The 19,751-nt window shown below is 28.9% G+C and carries 20 protein-coding genes; 15 read left to right on the forward strand and 5 right to left on the reverse strand.

The window, feature by feature from the left end; all coding sequences use genetic code 11:
- Window positions 1-123: 123 nt before the first annotated feature.
- Window positions 124-327 carry a hypothetical protein gene (locus E5347_RS02385; protein ID WP_136004246.1) on the reverse strand — a complete coding sequence of 68 codons (204 nt, stop codon included), beginning with the start codon at window positions 325-327 and terminating at the stop codon, window positions 124-126.
- A 104-nt stretch (window positions 328-431) separates the two neighbouring features.
- The gene (locus tag E5347_RS02390) at window positions 432-1,154 is read right to left on the reverse strand and encodes an EcsC family protein (protein WP_136004248.1); all 723 of its coding nucleotides are present in this window, start codon (window positions 1,152-1,154) and stop codon (window positions 432-434) included.
- Window positions 1,155-1,530: 376 nt separating this feature from the next.
- On the opposite strand from E5347_RS02390, the gene E5347_RS02395 reads away from it, so the two are divergent.
- From E5347_RS02395 to E5347_RS02460, 14 genes are all read left to right on the forward strand, one after another.
- On the forward strand, window positions 1,531-1,941 hold the full coding sequence (locus tag E5347_RS02395) for a DUF2871 domain-containing protein (RefSeq protein ID WP_136004250.1): 411 nt from the start codon (window positions 1,531-1,533) through the stop codon (window positions 1,939-1,941).
- 265 nt (window positions 1,942-2,206) lie between these two features.
- On the forward strand, window positions 2,207-2,896 hold the full coding sequence (locus E5347_RS02400; RefSeq protein ID WP_136004252.1) for a Crp/Fnr family transcriptional regulator: 690 nt from the start codon (window positions 2,207-2,209) through the stop codon (window positions 2,894-2,896).
- Window positions 2,897-3,019: 123 nt separating this feature from the next.
- Window positions 3,020-3,796, forward strand: coding sequence for a formate/nitrite transporter family protein (locus E5347_RS02405; RefSeq protein WP_136004254.1), 777 nt, complete (start codon window positions 3,020-3,022; stop codon window positions 3,794-3,796).
- A 12-nt stretch (window positions 3,797-3,808) separates the two neighbouring features.
- Entirely contained in the window at window positions 3,809-4,816 is a 1,008-nt protein-coding gene (asrA, locus tag E5347_RS02410) for an anaerobic sulfite reductase subunit AsrA (protein ID WP_136004256.1), read from the forward strand.
- Window position 4,817: 1 nt separating this feature from the next.
- Window positions 4,818-5,612 (forward strand): anaerobic sulfite reductase subunit AsrB, encoded by a 795-nt coding sequence (gene asrB, locus E5347_RS02415; protein ID WP_136004258.1) that lies wholly within the window; start codon window positions 4,818-4,820, stop codon window positions 5,610-5,612.
- 12 nt (window positions 5,613-5,624) lie between these two features.
- A complete protein-coding gene (gene asrC, locus E5347_RS02420; protein WP_136004261.1) occupies window positions 5,625-6,587 on the forward strand; it encodes a sulfite reductase subunit C in 963 nt (320 codons plus the stop codon).
- A 420-nt stretch (window positions 6,588-7,007) separates the two neighbouring features.
- The gene (gene hemA / locus E5347_RS02425; protein ID WP_136004264.1) at window positions 7,008-8,213 is read left to right on the forward strand and encodes a glutamyl-tRNA reductase; all 1,206 of its coding nucleotides are present in this window, start codon (window positions 7,008-7,010) and stop codon (window positions 8,211-8,213) included.
- A complete protein-coding gene (locus E5347_RS02430; protein ID WP_136004266.1) occupies window positions 8,171-8,839 on the forward strand; it encodes an NAD(P)-dependent oxidoreductase in 669 nt (222 codons plus the stop codon). Before hemA ends, E5347_RS02430 begins: the two co-directional genes overlap by 43 nt.
- A 10-nt stretch (window positions 8,840-8,849) precedes the next feature.
- The gene (hemC, locus tag E5347_RS02435) at window positions 8,850-9,728 is read left to right on the forward strand and encodes a hydroxymethylbilane synthase (protein WP_136004268.1); all 879 of its coding nucleotides are present in this window, start codon (window positions 8,850-8,852) and stop codon (window positions 9,726-9,728) included.
- A gap of 2 nt (window positions 9,729-9,730) precedes the next feature.
- The gene (gene cobA, locus E5347_RS02440) at window positions 9,731-11,227 is read left to right on the forward strand and encodes a uroporphyrinogen-III C-methyltransferase (RefSeq protein ID WP_136004270.1); all 1,497 of its coding nucleotides are present in this window, start codon (window positions 9,731-9,733) and stop codon (window positions 11,225-11,227) included.
- Entirely contained in the window at window positions 11,220-12,188 is a 969-nt protein-coding gene (gene hemB, locus E5347_RS02445) for a porphobilinogen synthase (protein ID WP_136004272.1), read from the forward strand. Before cobA ends, hemB begins: the two co-directional genes overlap by 8 nt.
- Window positions 12,189-12,190: 2 nt before the next feature.
- A complete protein-coding gene (hemL, locus tag E5347_RS02450; protein WP_136004274.1) occupies window positions 12,191-13,468 on the forward strand; it encodes a glutamate-1-semialdehyde 2,1-aminomutase in 1,278 nt (425 codons plus the stop codon).
- A gap of 201 nt (window positions 13,469-13,669) precedes the next feature.
- Window positions 13,670-14,455, forward strand: coding sequence for a sirohydrochlorin cobaltochelatase (locus tag E5347_RS02455; RefSeq protein ID WP_136004276.1), 786 nt, complete (start codon window positions 13,670-13,672; stop codon window positions 14,453-14,455).
- Window positions 14,456-14,575: 120 nt separating this feature from the next.
- Window positions 14,576-15,352, forward strand: a complete 777-nt coding sequence (locus tag E5347_RS02460) for a formate/nitrite transporter family protein (RefSeq protein ID WP_136004278.1) — start codon at window positions 14,576-14,578, stop codon at window positions 15,350-15,352.
- A gap of 126 nt (window positions 15,353-15,478) precedes the next feature.
- On the opposite strand, the gene E5347_RS02465 is transcribed toward E5347_RS02460, so the two are convergent.
- A complete protein-coding gene (locus E5347_RS02465; protein ID WP_136004280.1) occupies window positions 15,479-16,501 on the reverse strand; it encodes a branched-chain amino acid aminotransferase in 1,023 nt (340 codons plus the stop codon).
- Window positions 16,502-16,666: 165 nt separating this feature from the next.
- On the opposite strand from E5347_RS02465, the gene E5347_RS02470 reads away from it, so the two are divergent.
- On the forward strand, window positions 16,667-17,044 hold the full coding sequence (locus E5347_RS02470) for a RidA family protein (protein WP_136004282.1): 378 nt from the start codon (window positions 16,667-16,669) through the stop codon (window positions 17,042-17,044).
- Window positions 17,045-17,609: 565 nt separating this feature from the next.
- Here E5347_RS02470 and E5347_RS02475 read toward each other — a convergent pair.
- Both E5347_RS02475 and E5347_RS02480 read right to left on the reverse strand, forming a co-directional pair.
- Entirely contained in the window at window positions 17,610-18,347 is a 738-nt protein-coding gene (locus tag E5347_RS02475) for a TIGR03915 family putative DNA repair protein (RefSeq protein WP_136004284.1), read from the reverse strand.
- 13 nt (window positions 18,348-18,360) lie between these two features.
- Window positions 18,361-19,737 (reverse strand): putative DNA modification/repair radical SAM protein, encoded by a 1,377-nt coding sequence (locus tag E5347_RS02480; protein ID WP_136004286.1) that lies wholly within the window; start codon window positions 19,735-19,737, stop codon window positions 18,361-18,363.
- Window positions 19,738-19,751 lie beyond the last annotated feature (14 nt).

Consider the following 19,751-nt stretch of genomic DNA (forward strand, 5'->3'; position numbering starts at 1 on the left):
TGAATGGCTGTAAATCTATGCTATCAATACCACTATCTTTTTTAACAATAGCTAGGGTTATAAAATTGGGTTTATTAAATTCACTAGGTTCTAAGAAAGTTATTTCTTTAGAATTTTCTTATGCTATTTTTTTATTAATTTGTTTTTTAAATTCTTAAACTTTTTTTGACTTTTATAAGGAAATTCATGCAAAATAACTATATCTTCAGCTGTATTTAAGTGGGTACACAAATAATTTGCAACAGCGTCAAGCAACTCTTCTACTCTAGAATATTTATTTACATATTTATCTATATTAAGCTGATTTATATTTGGTGAAGTAATCATTTTCATTTCACCTCAAATTCCAATTTTACGCTATTATATATTATACTTGTAATAATATATAATAGCGTAATCATATTGTAACGTTCTTAAATAAATTTTGAATTTCATTCTGAAACAACGTCTACATAATCATTTTCACAAATTTCAATATTATCTACTTCATTTTTCTCGTTTACAGAAAAATCATTTTTAAAAAACCACTTATATGAACGATTTGCAATTATCTTAGTTTCAACTAAATCTAATCCGCCACCGATGACTGCACCTACACCGGGAAGAAGTTTCCCTAAATTTATAACTCCTTTTGTTCCAAATTTGGTTATAAATCGGAAACCAACTTTTTGATTGATTTTAGTCAGTACCTTGCCCGGTATTTTCTTAATCAATCCATTTGCAAATTTAACACTGAACTTAATGCTTGCCTGTTTTATCACTTTATTGACCGCAACACCAGCAAGGCAAGCATATACAAAAGTTTGAGTTTGGTCACTGTCGAGGTCAAAGCCAGCCATATATGCAGTGCAAGCTATCATACGCATTTGTACATAGATTACGCTAGTAACATTTGCAGGAAGAGTTACAGGCATAGTAATAAATCCACCAAATCCAGTAATAAAACCTGACGTTGCACATTTAGCAACTTGATTTCGGAGCATTGCTTCGCAAGCAGCTTCCTTAGTTTTATACTTTTTCAAATAATTATTAGCCATTTCTTCAACATTAAGACTGACTTTAGGAATACCGTTTAAGCATTTCTCATAACAAGAATCTAAAATTTTCATTATATCTTCTTGTGATACTAATGCTTTCTTTTCTTCTTTACCCATATTAAAAAAATCCTTTCTAAAATTTTAATTTACCTATATAACACAAAGTCATTATAACATTTAAATGACATATACGTCATTTATTTCCTGCTTAGTGAAGAATGCTTTTTAGTCCATGATTTATCAATAGTGTAGGTATTACTATGCAACAAGCTCTTGACAAATCAGGTTCTAAAAATGGTGTACAATCTTTATTTTTCTTATTATTGCTTGTAAGACTGTGTTTATGCTGATAATCTTAATTTAGTATCTTTTAAAAAAAGAATAAGAAAAGTATTATTTACAAAAATTACATTGCAAAATCTATATAAAAATTATATTATTATATAATAATTATTAAATAATAAATTTTATTCAATTTTATAGGAGGACGAAAATGAAAAAGTATTTTAATTTATCTACTGTATATTTAGTATTAGGACTAGCTATGGGAGTTTTTTATAGAGAGTTTACAAAGATTAATGGATTTGAAGGGAAGACTACGTTATCTGTAGTCCATACGCATGCATTAACATTAGGATTTATTTTCTTTATAATAGTACTTCTTTTAGAAAAGAGTTTCACTTTATCTAATATTAAAGGATTTAATTGGTGGACAATCCTTTATAATATTTCATTAGTGTATACTTTAGTAACTTTAACAGCAAGAGGTGTAATGCAGGTATTAGGAACTGACTTTGCTGGTCTTAGTCATATTGCAGGACTTGGGCATGTATTATTAGGAATTGCACTTATATGGTTTGTAGTAATTGTAAATAAGGCTATAGGTAATATTGAATCTAAGTAATAAAATGCGAAGCATTTTATTACTGAAAGAATGAAAAAATTAAAAAATTAAAGAATGTATATAAAAAATATTTACAGATTTTTTTAGGTCATCTTTAAAATAAAGGAGGTTTTGCATTGCAAAACCTCTTCCTTCATTTTTTCATTCTTTCATTAATTTAATTTTTTCATTTTAAAATGCTTCGCATTTTACTACATCTCATGATATATTAGGTTATGAAGTAAGCTCTTAATTTTTCATTTATTATATGGGAGTGTGTGATTATATGAGAGAAGTTTATTTAGAAGCTATAAGTAATATGAAAATATTTAAAAATATAGCTAAATCCTCTATTGATGATTTAGCTGATATTTGTGAAATAAAATGCTACCAAAAGGGAAGGCATATTTTTAGGGATAAGGAAGTAATTAAGAAAATATTTATAGTTTCTAAGGGGAAGGTTTCCCTATATAAGCTTAATGAATCAGCGCAAAAGAAAATTATATTTATTTTAGGTGAAGAGGATATAATAAATGCTGTTGTTCTAGATGATTTACCTGCTTCAATTAACTGTGAAGCATTTGAGAATGTAGAAATACTTGCATTTGATAAGGAAAAATTTCAAGAGGTTATGGCAAAAGATTTTGAACTTACAAAAATTATAATGTCATCATTAACTATTAAAGTAAGAAGGCTATATAGACAATTAAAAAATTCAACTCCAATTAAAGTTGAAAAGAGAGTAGCAGCAAAGCTTTGGAAACTTTCTAAGGATTATGGAGTTAAAATTGAAGATGGTGTCTTGATAGATTTAAAAATTAGTATAACTTACTTAGCTGATATGTTTGGTGCATCTCGTGAAACAATTTCTCGAGCTTTAAAAATTCTTCAAGAAAATGAACTTATTATTATAGATAGGAAAAAAATAATTGTAAAAGATAGAGATAAGCTGTCTAATTACTTCAAAGGATTATAAATAATTAAATAAAATATATAAAACTTACGAAACTGTGATAATTATCACAGTTTTTATTTTTGTTTAAGCTTATAATCTATACATAACTTTGTTATTATAATAACAATCTTAGGAGGGAATTAAATGTTTAATGAGGAATTAAATAAGGTTTCTTTAGCAGCAAAATCAAAATTTCAATTATTAAAAGAAAATAAAATTGGTTATTTTATCAGCTCAATGCTAGCGGGTATCTATGTTGGATTAGGAATTATGCTTATTTTTACTATAGGAGGATTGTTAACTTCAGGAAATTCACCAGCAACTAAAATTGTTATGGGATTATCATTTGGAGTTGCACTTAGTTTAGTTGTTTTTGCAGGATCAGAATTATTTACAGGTAATAACTTTGTAATGGCAGTAGGCTCATTAAATAAGTCTGTTACCTGGGGTGAAGCTGGCAAGGTATGGATAGTAAGCTTTATTGGAAATCTAGTTGGTTCAATACTAGCAGCAACTTTATTTTATATGGCAGGACTTGCTACAGGACCAGTTGGGGAATTTATTGCAAAGACTTCAGAAGCTAAGATGTCGGTGCCAGCTACAGAGTTATTCTTTAGAGGGATATTATGTAATATGTTAGTTTGTTTAGCTATATGGTGTACTTTTAAATGTAAGGAAGAAAGTTCAAAATTAATAATGATATTTTGGTGCTTATTTGTATTTATAACAGCAGGATTTGAACATAGTGTGGCAAATATGACTTTACTTACTATAGGATTACTTTCTCCTTTAGGACATGCAGTTAGTATTTCAGGATATGCGTATAATATTTTAATAGTTTCTTTAGGGAATATGGTAGGAGGGATTCTATTTATAGCGGTACCATACTTTATAATTTCAAGGAAGAAAAAACTAAGTTAAGAGGTGTTTATAATGGGATATAAACTTAAGGTAGAAGAATTTAATAAAGGGTTACAAGAATTATCAAAGAAGTATAAGATATATGCACCAAAGGTATTTGAAGGACAAGGAAAGTTTTCGGATACAGATATAGTTAGATATGGTGAGGTATCAAAAATAGAAGAAATTGAATTTAATAAAAAATCAAATTTTTCTTATAAGGAAGTACTTCTTCCAATAACTCAAACATTATTTTTCTTTACAGAAGAGGAGATTAAAGAGCCTAATGTAGATGAAAAATCTATATTAATATTTTTAAGAAGCTGTGATATGCATTCATTAAGAAGAATTGATGATATTTACTTAAGAAACAAGTTTGAAGATTCATATTACAAAAAGCTTAGAGAAAAGGCTAAGTTTGTACTCATAGGCTGTGAAAAGAGTTTTGAAAATTGTTTTTGTGTAAGTATGGGAACTAATAAAACTGATGAATACAATGTATATGTTAAGCAAGAAGGAAATGAAGTTTACCTAGATATTAAAGATGAAGAATTTGAATCATTATTCAATAACTTAGATAGAGAGCCATTAGAAGTTATTCCTGACTTTGCTTTAGATAATAAAATTAAGGTAAACATACCAGATAATTTAGATTTAAATATAGTAAAGTCAAAGGTATGGGATGAGTACTCAGAAAGATGTATAGCTTGTGGAAGATGTAACTTTGTATGCCCTACTTGTACTTGCTTTACAATGCAGGATTTATTCTATAAGGATAATGGAAAAGTAGGAGAAAGAAGAAGAGTTTGGGCATCTTGCCAAGTTGATGGTTATACAGATATGGCTGGTGGTCATAGCTTTAGAAAAGAAAAAGGTCAAAGAATGAGATTTAAAGTTCTTCATAAGATTTATGATTATGAAAAGAGATGGGGATATCATATGTGTGTAGGATGTGGAAGATGTGATGATGCATGTCCGGAATATATTTCATTCTCTAATTGCGTAAAAAAACTAGAGAAAGCTATGGATGAGGTGAAGTAATATGACTAAAAATGAATATATACCTTTTATTTCAGAAATATTAGAAGTTATTAAGCATACTGAAATTGAATACACATTCAGAATGGAATTTAAAGGTGATGTAAAACCAGGACAATTTTTTGAAGTATCACTTCCTAAGTATGGGGAAGCACCTATATCTGTAAGTGGAATTGGTGAAAACTATGTGGATTTAACAATAAGAAGAGTTGGTAAGGTAACAGATGAAATCTTTAATAATTATGTGGGAGATAAACTTTTCTTAAGAGGACCTTATGGAAATGGCTTTGATATAGAAAATTATAAAAATAAAGAAGTAATAGTAGTTGCTGGAGGAACAGGACTTTCTCCAGTTAAGGGAATAGTAGATTACTTCTCACAAAACACTGGAAATTGTAAGAATTTTACTTTGATATCAGGATTTAAATCACCTGATGATATTCTTTTTAAAGATGATATTAAGGAATGGGAAAAAAATATAAATCTTATATTAACAGTTGATGGTGCAAAAGAAGATTATAAAGGCAAAGTAGGCCTTGTAACTAAATATGTACCAGAGCTTGAAATAGAAGATAAGAAAAATGTGCAAGTAGTAGTGGTAGGACCACCTATGATGATGAAATTTACAGTTTTAGAATTCTTAAAACTTGGAATTAAGGAAGAAAATATTTGGATATCACAAGAAAGAAAAATGTGTTGTGGAATAGGAAAATGTGGTCATTGTAAGATAGATGATACGTATATATGCCTAGAAGGACCAGTGTTTAATTATTCAAAGGGAAAAGAATTAATAGATTAGGAGGATACACTTATGGACATAAATACTAAAAAGCTGAAAAAAAATGCCTTTAGAGTTACTAAGAGAAGAGGGATGACAGCTTCAAGAATAAGAGTTCCAGGTGGATTCTTAAAGGCTGAATATTTAGGGATAATTCAAGAAATTGCAGATAAATATGGTGATGGAACAGTTCATATAACTACTAGGCAAGGATTTGAGATTCCAGGAATAGATATGGAAGATATAGATGAGGTTAATATTTTACTTCAACCTATAATAGAAGGACTAGAAATAAATCAAGAAGTTCCAGGAAAGGGATATACAGCAGCAGGGACAAGAAATGTATCAGCTTGTATAGGAAATAATGTTTGCCCATTTGCAAATTATAATACTACTAATTTTGCAAGGAAGATAGAAAAGGCTATCTTCCCTAATGACTTGCATTTTAAAATAGCATTAACAGGATGCCCAAATGACTGTATTAAAGCTAGAATGCATGACTTTGGAATTATAGGAATGACAGAGCCTCAATTTGATAGAGATAAATGTGTATCTTGTGGAGCTTGTGTTAAGGCTTGTAAGAAGAAATCAACAGGAGCTCTTCATCCAGAAAATTTTAGACCAGTTAGAGATCATAGTAAATGTATAGGATGTGGAGAATGTGTAATTAACTGTCCAACAGGAGCATGGACTAGAAGTAAAGAAAAATATTATAGACTAGCCATTATGGGTAGAACAGGGAAGAAGAATCCAAGACTAGCTGAAGATTTTATTATATGGGTTGATGAAGAAAGTATAATTAAAATAATTTTAAATACTTATAAATATGTTGAAGCATATATAGATAGAAATGCTCCAGGTGGAAAAGAGCATATTGGATATATAGTAGATAGAACTGGATTTATGGAGTTTAAGAAATGGGCTTTAGAAGGAGTAGAACTTTCAGATAAGGCTATCTTAAAAGATAATATTTACTGGAGTGGAATAAGATACTAATATAAGTAATTACTTATAAAACTAATAATAAATAAGTATTAGACAAATACATTGAATACTATGTAATATATAATATAGGTAAGTTCTATAAGATATAGATTATAAGCTTAATATGAGGCAAAATAACTATGTTTATAACTTATAAAGCCTATAAAGAGAGACAACACCTAAGTTAATGGTGATTTGCAAGGGTTATAATTATATAAGAGCATTTTAAAGTAAGTTATCTAAGAAGGGAGATGTATCAAGATTTATTATTTTAATAAATATGGTACATCTCCCTTTAAAATAGCTTTAATAAAAGTAAAATGAAATTAATTTTAAATAGGAGTATAATAAAAGGTATAACATTGCAGTATAAGATTAAAGGTTAATAAGATTAATTAAAATTATATTATAAATTTTATTTTAGGAGACATTATGATTGTACTTTTAGGGATTAAAAAGAATACTAGCGTAGAAATAAGAGAAAAGTTATCTTTAGCTCCTAAGAAGAGGAAAGAATATCTTGTGGAGTTAAATAAGTATTTTGAAGAAGTAGTTATTTTAAGTACTTGTAATAGAACAGAGATTTATATTAATAGTAAATTTGCTAGCTCAAAGGCTCAGGAAATGATTTTTAATATATTTAAATGGGATATAGATTTAATGGAAAATTGCTTCTCTTTAGAGGAAGATAAAGCTGTAAGACATCTAATGGAGGTTGTATGTGGATTTCATTCCAAGATACTTGGAGAAGATCAAATCCTAGGTCAAATAAAAGAAGCATATAACATGTCTATGGAATATGGAACTGTTACACATGAACTTCAAAGGTTATTTCAAGAAGCAATTACTTGTGGTAAGAAATTTAGAACAGAAGGAAAACTTTATGAAATTCCAGTGTCCTCAGCTTCTATAGCAGTAAATAAAGCTATTAAAAATAATGCAAAAGATATTATGATTATAGGCTATGGTGAAGTTGGTAGCTTAGCTTTAAAATATGCATTATCTAATAATGTAAATTTTATAGCATTAGTTGTTAGAAAACCTGAAAATATTAATGATATAAAAGATAGTAGGGTAAAGGTTATGACTTACGATGAAGGAAGAGATATAATAAATAATATGGATGCAGTTATATCCTGTACCTCAGCTCCTCATTTAATTATTGAAAAGAAACATATTAAAAATGAAGGGGAAAATCTTATAATTTTTGATTTAGCTTTGCCAAGAGATGTAGAGGAATCTATAGGTACTATAAGTAGAGTAAGGCTATATGATATAGATGAAATAAGCTCTATGGATGATGAAAATAAGGAACTTAGAAAAGAGAGAATGATTGAGAATAAAAAGATTATAGATGACTATGTTGAAGAGTATCTTACATGGAAGAGCTTAAGAGGAATCTCTGGGATAATAAAAGAATTTAAAAATGAAGAAAATAGGGTAATTAAAGAGAGAGAAATTACTTTAAATAATAAATTTAATGATGAAAGACAAATTGAAATTGCTAAAATGCTTATAAAAAGCACATCAGATTATTATGTTAATAGAGCAATAAAGGTTTTAAAAGAAGAAGAGTTAAAAGGACATGGAGAAGAATGTGCAAGAATATTAGAAAAGATATTTCTAGAGAAGATATAAACTATACATATTTAGCTATTAATTCTAAGAAGTTAAGAATTGGAATAGTTGGTGGAGGAAGAGCGGGACTTATTAAGGCTAAAAGTTTTATTAGTAAAGGGTGCTATGTTGAAGTTTTAGCCTTAAACTTTATAAATGAATTTTATTCTCTAGGCAATATTAATTTTATAAAAGAAGAATATAAAAGAGCTTTTATTAAAGATAAGCATTTAATAATTATTGCAACTAGTGATAAAGATTTAAACAGAAAGATAAAAGAAGAATGTGAAGAAGATTTTAAATTATATATATTTGCAGAGGATTATAGAAAAAGTATGGTAATAACCCCGATTCAAAGAAATTTAAATAATATTACATTTGCCTTAAATACAAAGAGTGGAAACCCGAAAGGTGCTTTAATGGTATGTGATAAAATTCTTCAAGTAGCTAAAGGATATGATGACTTTATTTTATACTCTTCTTTAATTAGGAAAAATGCAAAGGATTTAGAAGAAATTAAAAATGAATTAATTAACTTTGTATGTAATGAAGATTTTAAGTTTATATATGAAAAGGAAAAAGATAAATTAGTTTTAGAAATGTTTTATGGCAAAGAAGTATTAAAGAAAATATTTAAGGACTTATAGGAGATATTTAATGGAGATAATTATAGCAACTAGGAAAAGTAAATTAGCTCAAATTCAAGCAGATAAAGTAATAGATCTTATTAAAGAAAAAAGCAATATAAATTCAAAGAAACTATTAGTAGTAACAGAGGGAGATAAGAGATTAGATGTTTCTTTAGATAAAATTGGAGGAAAGGGCTTATTTGTAAAGGAAATAGAATATGCTCTTTTAAATAAGGAAGCCCATGCAGCAGTTCATAGTATGAAGGATGTACCATTTATACTACCAGAAGGCTTTGAAATAGTTGCAATACCTGAAAGAGAAGATATTAGGGATGCCTTTATATCTAAAGATAATATTCCTTTTGAAGAGTTAAAGTCAGGGGCAGTAATAGGAACTAGTAGTATTAGAAGAGCGGCAATGCTTAAAAGTATTAGAAGTGATTTAAATATAGTGCCTATAAGAGGAAATGTTCAGACTAGGCTTGAAAAGATGAAAAATGAAAATATGGATGGAATTATTTTAGCAGCAGCTGGTTTGAAAAGGCTAGGGCTTGAAAATATTATAAGTGATTACTTTGATCCTAAGATTTTTTTACCTGCAATAGGCCAAGGTGCCTTAGGTATAGAAGCTTTAAAAGATGGAGAATATAATTCCTATTTAAAAAAATTAGATAATAAAGAAGTAAGAATGGCAGTTGAGGCAGAAAGAAGTTTTATGAAAGAACTAAATGGAGGATGCCATAGTGTAATTGGAATATATTCAGAAATTAAAAATAATGATTTATATTTACTTGGAACCTTTGATGTAGGAAATGGAACTATAGTCAAGAAAGATATAGTTGGTGATATAAGTAATTATAGGGAGCTTGGAATTAGTCTAGCTGAAAAGATAATGAAAGGATATTAAAGATGAGCAAGGTATATATAATAGGAACTGGACCAGGTGATGAAGAATTACTAACTATAAAGGCTTGTGAAGTTTTAAAAAATTGTACAGCAGTACTTTATGATAGATTAGTATCAAATAATATTTTAAATTACTTAAATGATGATTGCAGAGTTTACTATTGTGGGAAGGAGCCAGGCTCCCATTATAAAACTCAAGAAGAAATAAATAATATGTTAGTAAAGCTAGCTAAGGAAGGACATATAGTTGGGAGAGTAAAAGGTGGAGATCCTTATGTATTTGGAAGAGGTGGAGAAGAGGTACTATCTTTAATAGAAGAAAATATTGATTTTGAAGTAATACCTGGAGTTACATCTCCAATTTCAGTATTGAATTATGCAGGAATACCTATAACTCAAAGAGATATATCGCAAAGCTTTCATATAGTGACAGGTATGACAGCTTCTGAAGAAAAGATAAATTGGGAAGCCTTAGCTAAAGAAAAGGGAACTTTAGTATTTATGATGGGCTTTAATAATTTATCTTTTATAGTTGAAAGGTTAATTAAAAATGGTAAATCTGAAGATTCTAAGGCTGCTATTATTATGAGGGGCACCTCTTCTAAACAAAGAAAAGTAGTAGGTACATTAAAGGATATTGAAGAAAAAGCTTTAAAAGCAAACTTATCTTCACCATGCATTATAGTAGTTGGAGAAGTGGTTTCTTTAAATGAAAAACTTAGTTGGTATGAGAAAAAACCTTTATTTGGAGTTAATATATGCGTAACTCGTTCAAGAGAACAATCTTCAAATTTGAAAAAGAAGTTAAGAAATTTAGGCGCAGAAGTTACTGAAATAAATTCTATTAAAATTAAAGATACTAAAGAAAATTTAAATAAGGTAAAAGAAAATCTAAGTGATTATGACCATATAATATTAACTTCTGTAAATGGAGTTAATAAGTTTTTTGATTTTTTAATAGAAAATAATATTGATATTAGAAATATTAAGGGTAAGTTTTCTGTTATAGGAAAAGCTACTAGGAAAGCCCTTGAAAGCAGAGGAATTCAATCCTTTATTATGGCTAGAGAATTTGTTGGTGAAGGCTTATTTAAAGCTTTATCTCCTTATTTAAATAAAGGAGAAAAGGTACTTATACCATGCTCTTCTCAAAGTAGAAATTATTTAAAAGATGAAATTGAAAACTTAGGTTTAGAGGTAGATAGGATACATACTTATGATACAATTTGTGGAGAAGTAAAAAATACTAGGGTCTTTGAAGAAGTAGATTTTGTATTATTTACAAGTCCAAGTACTGTAAATAATATGATAAGTATCTTTGGAGTGGATAAAATTAATGAAAAATACAATATTTCTATAGGACCTCAAACATTTAAAGCTTTAAAAGACAATAATATTAATAGTTATATTTGTAAAAAGCATTCAGAAGAAGGTTTCCTAGATGAAATTATAGATATATATAAAGTATATAAGGAAAGAAAAGGTGAAAGTAATGATTAATAGGGGAAGAAGATTAAGAGCTAATACTGCAATTAGAGATTTAGTTAGAGAAAATGCATTAACTTCAAAAGATTTGATTTTCCCAATATTCGTAGTAGAGGGAGAAAATATAAAAGAAGAAATATCTTCAATGAAGGGAAATTTCCATTGGTCAATAGATAGATTAGATGAAATTATAAAAGAAGTAGTGGACTTAGGTATTAGGGGAATAATACTTTTTGGCCTTCCTGAAGCTAAAGATGAATGTGGAACTGAAAGTTATAATGATGATGGAATAGTTCAAAAGGCAATAAGAAAAGTTAGGGAAATATCTAGTGACCTTTATATTATTGCTGATGTTTGTATGTGCCAATATACAAGTCATGGACATTGTGGAATATTAAAAGGTAATGAAGTAGATAATGATAGTACTTTAGAAGTTTTAGGTAAGATTTCAGTATCATATGCTAAAGCAGGAGCACATATGGTAGCACCTTCAGATATGATGGATGGCAGAATAGGATATATAAGGGAAACTTTAGATAAAAATAATTATAAAGATGTGGCTATAATGAGTTATGCTGCTAAATACTCATCAGCTTTTTATGGACCTTTTAGAGAAGCAGCTCATTCAGCTCCACAATTTGGAGACAGAAAAACTTATCAAATGGATGCTGGAAACTCTAATGAGGCTTTAAAAGAGATTAAGTGGGATATAGAAGAGGGAGCAGATATAATTATGGTAAAGCCTGCAATGTCTTATTTAGATATAATAGCCAGGGCTAAGGAAATAGTAGATGTACCTATTTGTGCATATAACGTAAGTGGAGAATTTGCTATGGTAAAATCAGCAGCCTCCCTAGGGTTAATTGATGAAAAAGCTGTAGCTTTAGAAATGTTACTTTCAATGAAAAGAGCTGGAGCAGATATTATAATAACTTACTTTGCTTTAGATGCAGTTAGATGGCTAAGGGAGGAATAGAAATGAAAAATGAAGTAGTATTTCATGAGTCAAAGAAATATATGCCAGGAGGAGTTAATTCTCCAGTAAGAGCTTTTAAAAATACAGCGATGACACCACCTATTATAAAAAGCGGAAAAGGTTCTGTAATAGTAGATGAAGAAGGTAAGGAATATATTGACTTCGTATTAGCTTGGGGACCAATGTTTCTTGGACATTGTGATGATGATGTAGTAAGAAGTATAACTGAAACATCAAGAAATGCCATTGCATTTGGAGCACCCACTGAAATTGAATTAAAAATGGCTAAGTTCTTATGTAAAAATTTGAATAATGTTGAAATGGTAAGAATGGTGAATTCAGGTACAGAAGCTACTATGAGTGCTATTAAACTTGCAAGAGGATATACTAAAAAGAATAAAATAGTTAAATTTGCTGGATGTTATCATGGACACTTTGATGGTTTTCTAGTAGAAGCGGGATCAGGGGTATTAACTAATGGAATACCTGGTTCTTTAGGAGTACCAGAAGATAGTATAAAAAATACATTAATTGCTAAGTATAATAACAAGGAAAGCATTAAAGAATTATTTAAAACATATGGTGAAGATATTGCAGCGGTAATAATTGAACCAGTAGCAGGGAATATGGGTGTTATTAAAGCAGAAGAAGACTTTATGGTTCTATTAAGAGAACTTTGTGATAAATATAATTCATTATTAATATTTGATGAAGTAATGACAGGTTTTAGAGTAGCTTTTGAAGGAGCACAAAAATTATTTTCTGTAAAACCTGATTTAGTTACATATGCAAAAATAATAGGGGGAGGATTACCTTGTGGTGCCTATGGTGGTAGAAAAGAAATAATGGAATGTCTATCTCCAGTTGGTGAAGTATATCAAGCTGGTACTATGTCAGGAAATCCAATAGTAATGGCTGCAGGTCTTAGTACTTTAAAAAAGATAAAGAAAAATAAAGAAGAATATTATAAAAAAATAGAAGACCTTGGAAGACAGTTAGAAGAAGGCGTTATAGAAATAGCTAAAGATAAAGGTATTCCTGTAACTGTAAATAGATATGGTGGAATGATGACAATATTCTTTACTGATTTAGATGTTGTAAAAACATATGAAGATGTAAAAACCTGTGATGAAGGTTTATTTAGAAATTATTTAAAACATATGATTAAAAGTGGAATTAATATACCACCTTCACAATATGAAGCATTATTTTTAAGCGTTGCGCACACAAAAGATGACATTAATAAATTCTTAAATGCCTTTAAAAATTTTAATAAATAAGTTGTAATAAAGTTTTACATTTTATTAAGTTAGTTCGCATTAAGAATAGTTAAGATATAAAGTGATATTAACAATTTATATAAAAACAAAAAACAATGTTTTCAATTGCTGTAGTTTGATTTAAAATGTTTTTGCTTAAATTTCTATAAAACTACAAGATGTAAATCATTTATTGAAACATATATAAGTAGAGGAGTATTTATGTCTAAAGTAATTATAATAGTTTCCTTTGGAACAGCAAATTTAGAGGGATTAAAAGTTATTGAAGATTTTGAATCAGAAGTATCAGCAAAGTTTTCTAAAGGCTATCATGTTGTTAAAGCCTTTACATCAAGTGTTATTTCTAATTTATTACTTAATAAGTATGGTAGGGTAGTACCAAGATTAGAAGAAGTATTATTTCGTTTAAATAATGAAAAATATAAAGAAGTATATATTCAGCCTCTCCATATTATTAATGGAAATGAATATAATTCTATAGAAAAAAACATAAAGGAATATGATTATTCCTTTAATAAAATAATTTTAGGTGAATTTCTAATTGGCAGTGGAAGTGATGAAGAAAACTATAGTTGTAACTTGATATGTGATGCAATAAAAGAAAATATTAATGAAAAAGATAATATATTGTTAATTGGACATGGTTCGAAAACTATAAATTATAATGTATATAATTGCCTTGAAAATAATCTAAAGGAAAAGGGATATAAAAATACGTATATAGGAACCTTAGAAGGGGAAGTTAAAAAGGAGGATATAGTAAAGTCTTTAGTTAAAAACAATGTTAAAGATGTAACTATAATCCCTATTTTAATGTTACCTGGTAATCATATAAAGAAAGATATATTTGGAAGTGAAAACTCTTGGAAATCCTTTCTTGAAAATGAAGGGATTACAGTGAAATCTGTTGAAAAGACTTTATTAGAATATAGAGAAATAAGAGAGTATTATATTCATAAGATTGAAAGAGATTTGTTTAAAAGATAACTATAAAATATAAAAGCAAAGTTTTAATTGCAAAACTTTGCTTTTCAGTGTAAAATAGCATAGGAAAAAGACAGTGACAAATAAAATTTTGTTAAAGAAATGACAAAATGGGGGTATATAATGTACAGTAAAGAAATTCATAATTTGGCCCATTCAGCTGAAGTAAAAAGTAAGTTGTTTGACAGAAGTATAAGTAGATATCTTGTAAGTGCAGCTTTGGGGAGTTTGTTTGTTAGCTTAGGTATTATGCTAATTTATACTATTGGTGGAATAATGCATCATAATGGTGTAGATACATACAAGATTTTAATGGGAGCATCCTTTGGTGTAGCATTAAGTTTAGTTCTTATGGCAGGAGGAGACCTGTTTACAAGTAATGCTATGATAATGACTATGGGAGCCCTTGAAAAGACAGTAACTTGGATAGACGCTTTAAAAATATGGTTTGCAAGTTGGATTGGAAATATTCTTGGGGGGATTATAGGTGCTGTACTGTTTGTACAGGCTGGATTAACATCAGGAAAAAGTGATTATATTGGAGAGTTTATTGTAAGTAATGCTTATAGCAAAATTAATACTCCTATTAATGAACTTATAATTAAAGGTATCCTTTGTAATATTTTAGTTTGTTTAGCTGTTTGGATGTGCTACAAATTAAAAGAAGAAACAGCAAAGATATTAATGATATTCTGGTGCTTATTTACCTTTATAACAGCAGGATTTGAGCATAGTGTAGCTAATATGAGTTTCTTAGCTATGGGATACTTAATAGATCCATCAACTATTACTTTAGGGGGATATGCATATAATATAGTTTTCGTATCTCTTGGTAACTTTATAGGTGGAGTACTATTTTTAGCTTTACCATATTACTTTATAACTATCGAAAAGAAATAATTAAGATTAGTTAAGAGCTAAGAGTGAAGAGTTGAAAATTTAGATTTAGAATTAAGAATGTAAAATCTAGAGTGTAGGTTTAGAGTTAAGAATGAAGTAAAAAAAGTTGCCATGAGGCAACTTTTTTTATACTTCGAAAATCCATCCTTCAGGAGCTTCAACGTCTCCAAATTGAATTCCACAAAGAATTCTATAAAGTTCTTTAATTACTGGGCCAACTTCTTTTTCACTATGGAAAACATGAAGTTCATTATTATATTCAATTCCGCCAATTGGTGTGATTACAGCAGCTGTACCACAAGCACCAGCTTCTTTAAATTCATCTAAATTATCTACATAAACATCTCTTTCATATACAGGCATCTTTAAATAATCTCTTGCTATATCCATAAGAGAATATTTAGTTATACTTGGAAGTATTGATGGTGATACTGGTGTTACAAATTCATTATTCTTAGTAATACCAAAGAAATTAGCAGCACCAACTTCTTCTATCTTAGTATGAGTTGCAGGATCTAAATAGATACAATCTGCAAATCCTCTTTCTGCTGCGATTAAGTGTGGATGCAATGAAGCTGCGTAGTTTCCACCAACTTTTTGTCCACCTGTTCCTTGAGGAGCTGCCCTATCATAGTCAGCTATCATAAAGTTACAAGGTGAAAGACCTTCTTTAAAATAAGGACCAACAGGTACTGCAAATACACTAAATATATATTCAGGTGCAGGTTTAACTCCTATGTTATTACCAACACCAATCATAAAAGGTCTTAAGTATAATGTTGCTCCTGAGCCATATGGTGGAACAAAATGTTCATTAGCTCTAACAACTTGCATGCAAGCATCTATAAACTTTTCTACAGGTACTTCTGGCATAAGAAGCTTTTTATTACTATCATTCATTCTTTTAGCGTTTCTATCAACCCTAAATAATTGAATTTTCCCATCTTTTCTTCTATATGCTTTTAGTCCTTCAAAACATTGTTGACCATAGTGAAGTGCAGTTGAGGCTTCGCTAATAGTTAACATATTATCTTCAGTAAGTTTACCTTCGTCCCATTTGCCGTCTTTCCAAACTGATATATACCTGTAATCAGTCTTAATATAATTAAAACCAAGGTTACTCCAATCAATATTAACATCTTTACTCATAATTATTACCTCCCTCATGGTTTTTATATTATTATATTTTATCACTTTTACTAAAAATAATAAACTTTTTATCAAAAAATTGTAGGGAAAATTATTAATTATTGAATTTTTAGCAAAAGAAATATATAGTTAAGTTATAAATTATTAATTAAAGGAAGTGGAGAAATGGATAAAGTAATAGTTTCAACTAAAAATGCACCTTCAGCAATAGGGCCGTATTCACAAGGTATTAAGGTAGGGGATATGATATTTACTTCTGGACAAATTCCAGTTAATCCTGAAACAGGAGAAATAGTTACAGAAATAAAGGCAGCAACTAAACAATCATTAGAAAATGTTAAGGCTATTTTAGAAGAAGCAGGAAGTAGCCTAGATAAAGTTGTGAAAGTAGTAGTATTTATTAAAGATATGAATGACTTTGCAGCAGTTAATGAAGTATATGGAGAATATTTTTCAGATAATAAACCAGCAAGAAGTTGCGTTGAAGTAGCAAGATTACCAAAAGATTGCCTAATAGAAATTGAAGCAATAGCTACTGTATAATTTTAAAATGCGAATAAAACATAATGATATGTATTAACTTTCCGATTTTTAAATAATTTCGAATACAATTCTAAATTTAAGTTATCTAAGCTGGCTAAATTTTTATAACTCGCTTTGCTCAAACAATAAAAATTCTTAACGCCATCTTAGATATCTTAAATAAGAATTGTAGTTTCTCATTATAATAAAATCTCCAATTTAATACATATCATTAATGTTAAAAACTTATTGAATAATTTAAACTTGGGGATGTAGGCCAACTAAAGGAAGAAATTCAGACGAGCTGAATTTCAATAAAAATTAGTGTAATCGCCTAAAATATTTTAAATGCTGAATTACTAGCAAAGATAAATTGACGGTGAAGTAAGCATATGGCGAAAAATTATAAGTTCTTGGTGAAGTAAAAGCTGCTAGGCCTTAGATTTGTTGGTTTGTCTGAGCGTATACGAGTTTTACCAAAACTCTTGGCTTAGTAGTTTTTACGAACCTTAGAACTTATTTTTGTAGCCATTTGTCTTATGAGCCGTCAATTTATCTTTGCAATTTTATTCGCATTTTAAAAGTATTATTGCATTTCTGTTAAGTTGTTCCAATATCGTTTTGGTATAGATTTTCTTTGGAGTTTTGGATTTAAACGTTCTTTAATAGTAGCTGATTTAAAATAGCTTCTCCATAAGTCTTCAAATTCATCATTATGATTTTTTAAGTAAGAATATATTTCATCATTCATTTCTGCTATTTCCCAGGAAACTTTATTGTATATAGATGCTATATTTCTTTTAATATCATGAATAATCCAATACTCATTATTAAATCTATCTGCGAAATGTGGTGAAAGTAATTCTAATATATTATGATCAGGCTCTATGGAAGAGTATAAAAACTTATCATTTATTATTGAAAATCGCACAAAGCCAGTAAATATATGAACTTCTCCAAGAACTTTCCTGTTTATTAAATCTACTTCTTTTACTTCATTTAAATATAGATGTTTATGTATATTAGATCCATATTTAAATCCTAATTTTAAGTATTTATAACAAATTAAGCCTTTATTAATATAGTTAGATAAAAACAAATGATAAATTTTATTTAGGGCAAGGGGATCTATTTTACATACTATGGCATCCTTGACCTTTGTATATTTAATTGGATCAGTTTTCACATGGATTTTCTTAGTAAGCATATCTACATCAAGATCATCTTCAAGACCTATATAAGCAACTTCTTCCTTAGAATAAAATGCATCATAAATAGCAGTTAAAAATCCTTCAAAAGTATCATCAAAAATTAATTTTATCATTATAATATCCCCCTTATATTTCACCTGTAATAGAAGTGAATTTATCATTAGGTAAAATAATGTTTTTGGCATTAGGAATAAGTAGATTACTATTACTTTCTGGCAAAAATATATTATTTTTACTAGCAGTATAGTTTGTATCAAAGAATGATAGTTGCATTGAGGTGTCATTATCTAATTTAGGTTTATCCATATAAAGTAGTCTGTTTTTAATTTTTTCATCATCAAAGGCTACATCACCAAAGTACTTTCCCTTACAAGTTAAAAAATATTTTGCTCTTTTTAAAACAACACCTATTTTCTTTAAATCTTCAAAGGAAAGAGAATGAACTCTTCTTGCCATCATTATTTTTCTTGCTGAACGAACTCCAATGCCAGGTATTCTAAGTAATTCTTCATAGGATGCTTTATTTACTTCCATAGGAAAGTTATTTATATTATTTAGCGCCCAAGAGGTTTTAGGATCAAAATCTAAGTCAAAGTTATCCTCTTCACTTTTTAATAATTCTTTAGCCTTAAAACCATAAAATCTTAAAAGCCAGTCAGCTTGATAAAGTCGATGTTCTCTAACTAAAGGGGGATGGGTAATATCAGGAAGAACTTTTTCATTTTTAACTACTGGTACATAAGCAGAGTAATATACTCTTTTTAAGTTATATTTATTATAAAGGTTCTCTGAAAGGTTTAAGATTTTAAAATCACTTTCAGGAGTAGCACCTACTATTAGTTGGGTACTTTGGCCACCAGGAACAAAAAGAGGGGCTGACTTTATATTTCTTTTTAAATCTTTATGTTCAATTATTGAGTTTTTTATAATTCCCATAGGGGCTAATATATTTTCTTTAGTTTTTTGAGGAGCTAGAAGTTTTAAACTTGAAGCTGATGGAAGTTCAATATTTACACTCATTCTATCTACATACTTACCAGCTTCCTTAATTAAACTTTCATCAGCACCTGGAATAGCCTTAAGATGTATATAACCATGAAAGTTTTCTTCTAGCCTTAACTTTTTAACCACCTTTAATAATAATTCCATAGTGTAATTTGGATTTTTAAATATAGCTGAGCTTAAAAATAAACCTTCAATATAATTTCTCCTATAAAAATTTATAGTTAATGAAACTACTTCCTCTGGAGTAAAGGCTGCTCTTTTTACATCTTTACTAGAAGCATTAACGCAATACTTACAATTATATATGCAATAATTAGTTAGAAGAATTTTCAAAAGAGAAATACACCTTCCATCTGCAGTAAAGCTATGGCAAATACCACTATTTGCTGCATTACCAAGGCCACCTTTTACAGCTTTTCTTTTAGAGGAAGAAGAAGAGCAGGAAACATCATATTTAGCAGCTGCTGAAAGAATATTAAGCTTTTCTTTTATATCCATATTATCACCTTCTT

It is taken from the genome of Clostridium sartagoforme (assembly GCF_004794105.1).
In the GTDB taxonomy this organism is placed as follows: domain Bacteria; phylum Bacillota; class Clostridia; order Clostridiales; family Clostridiaceae; genus Clostridium; species Clostridium sartagoforme_B.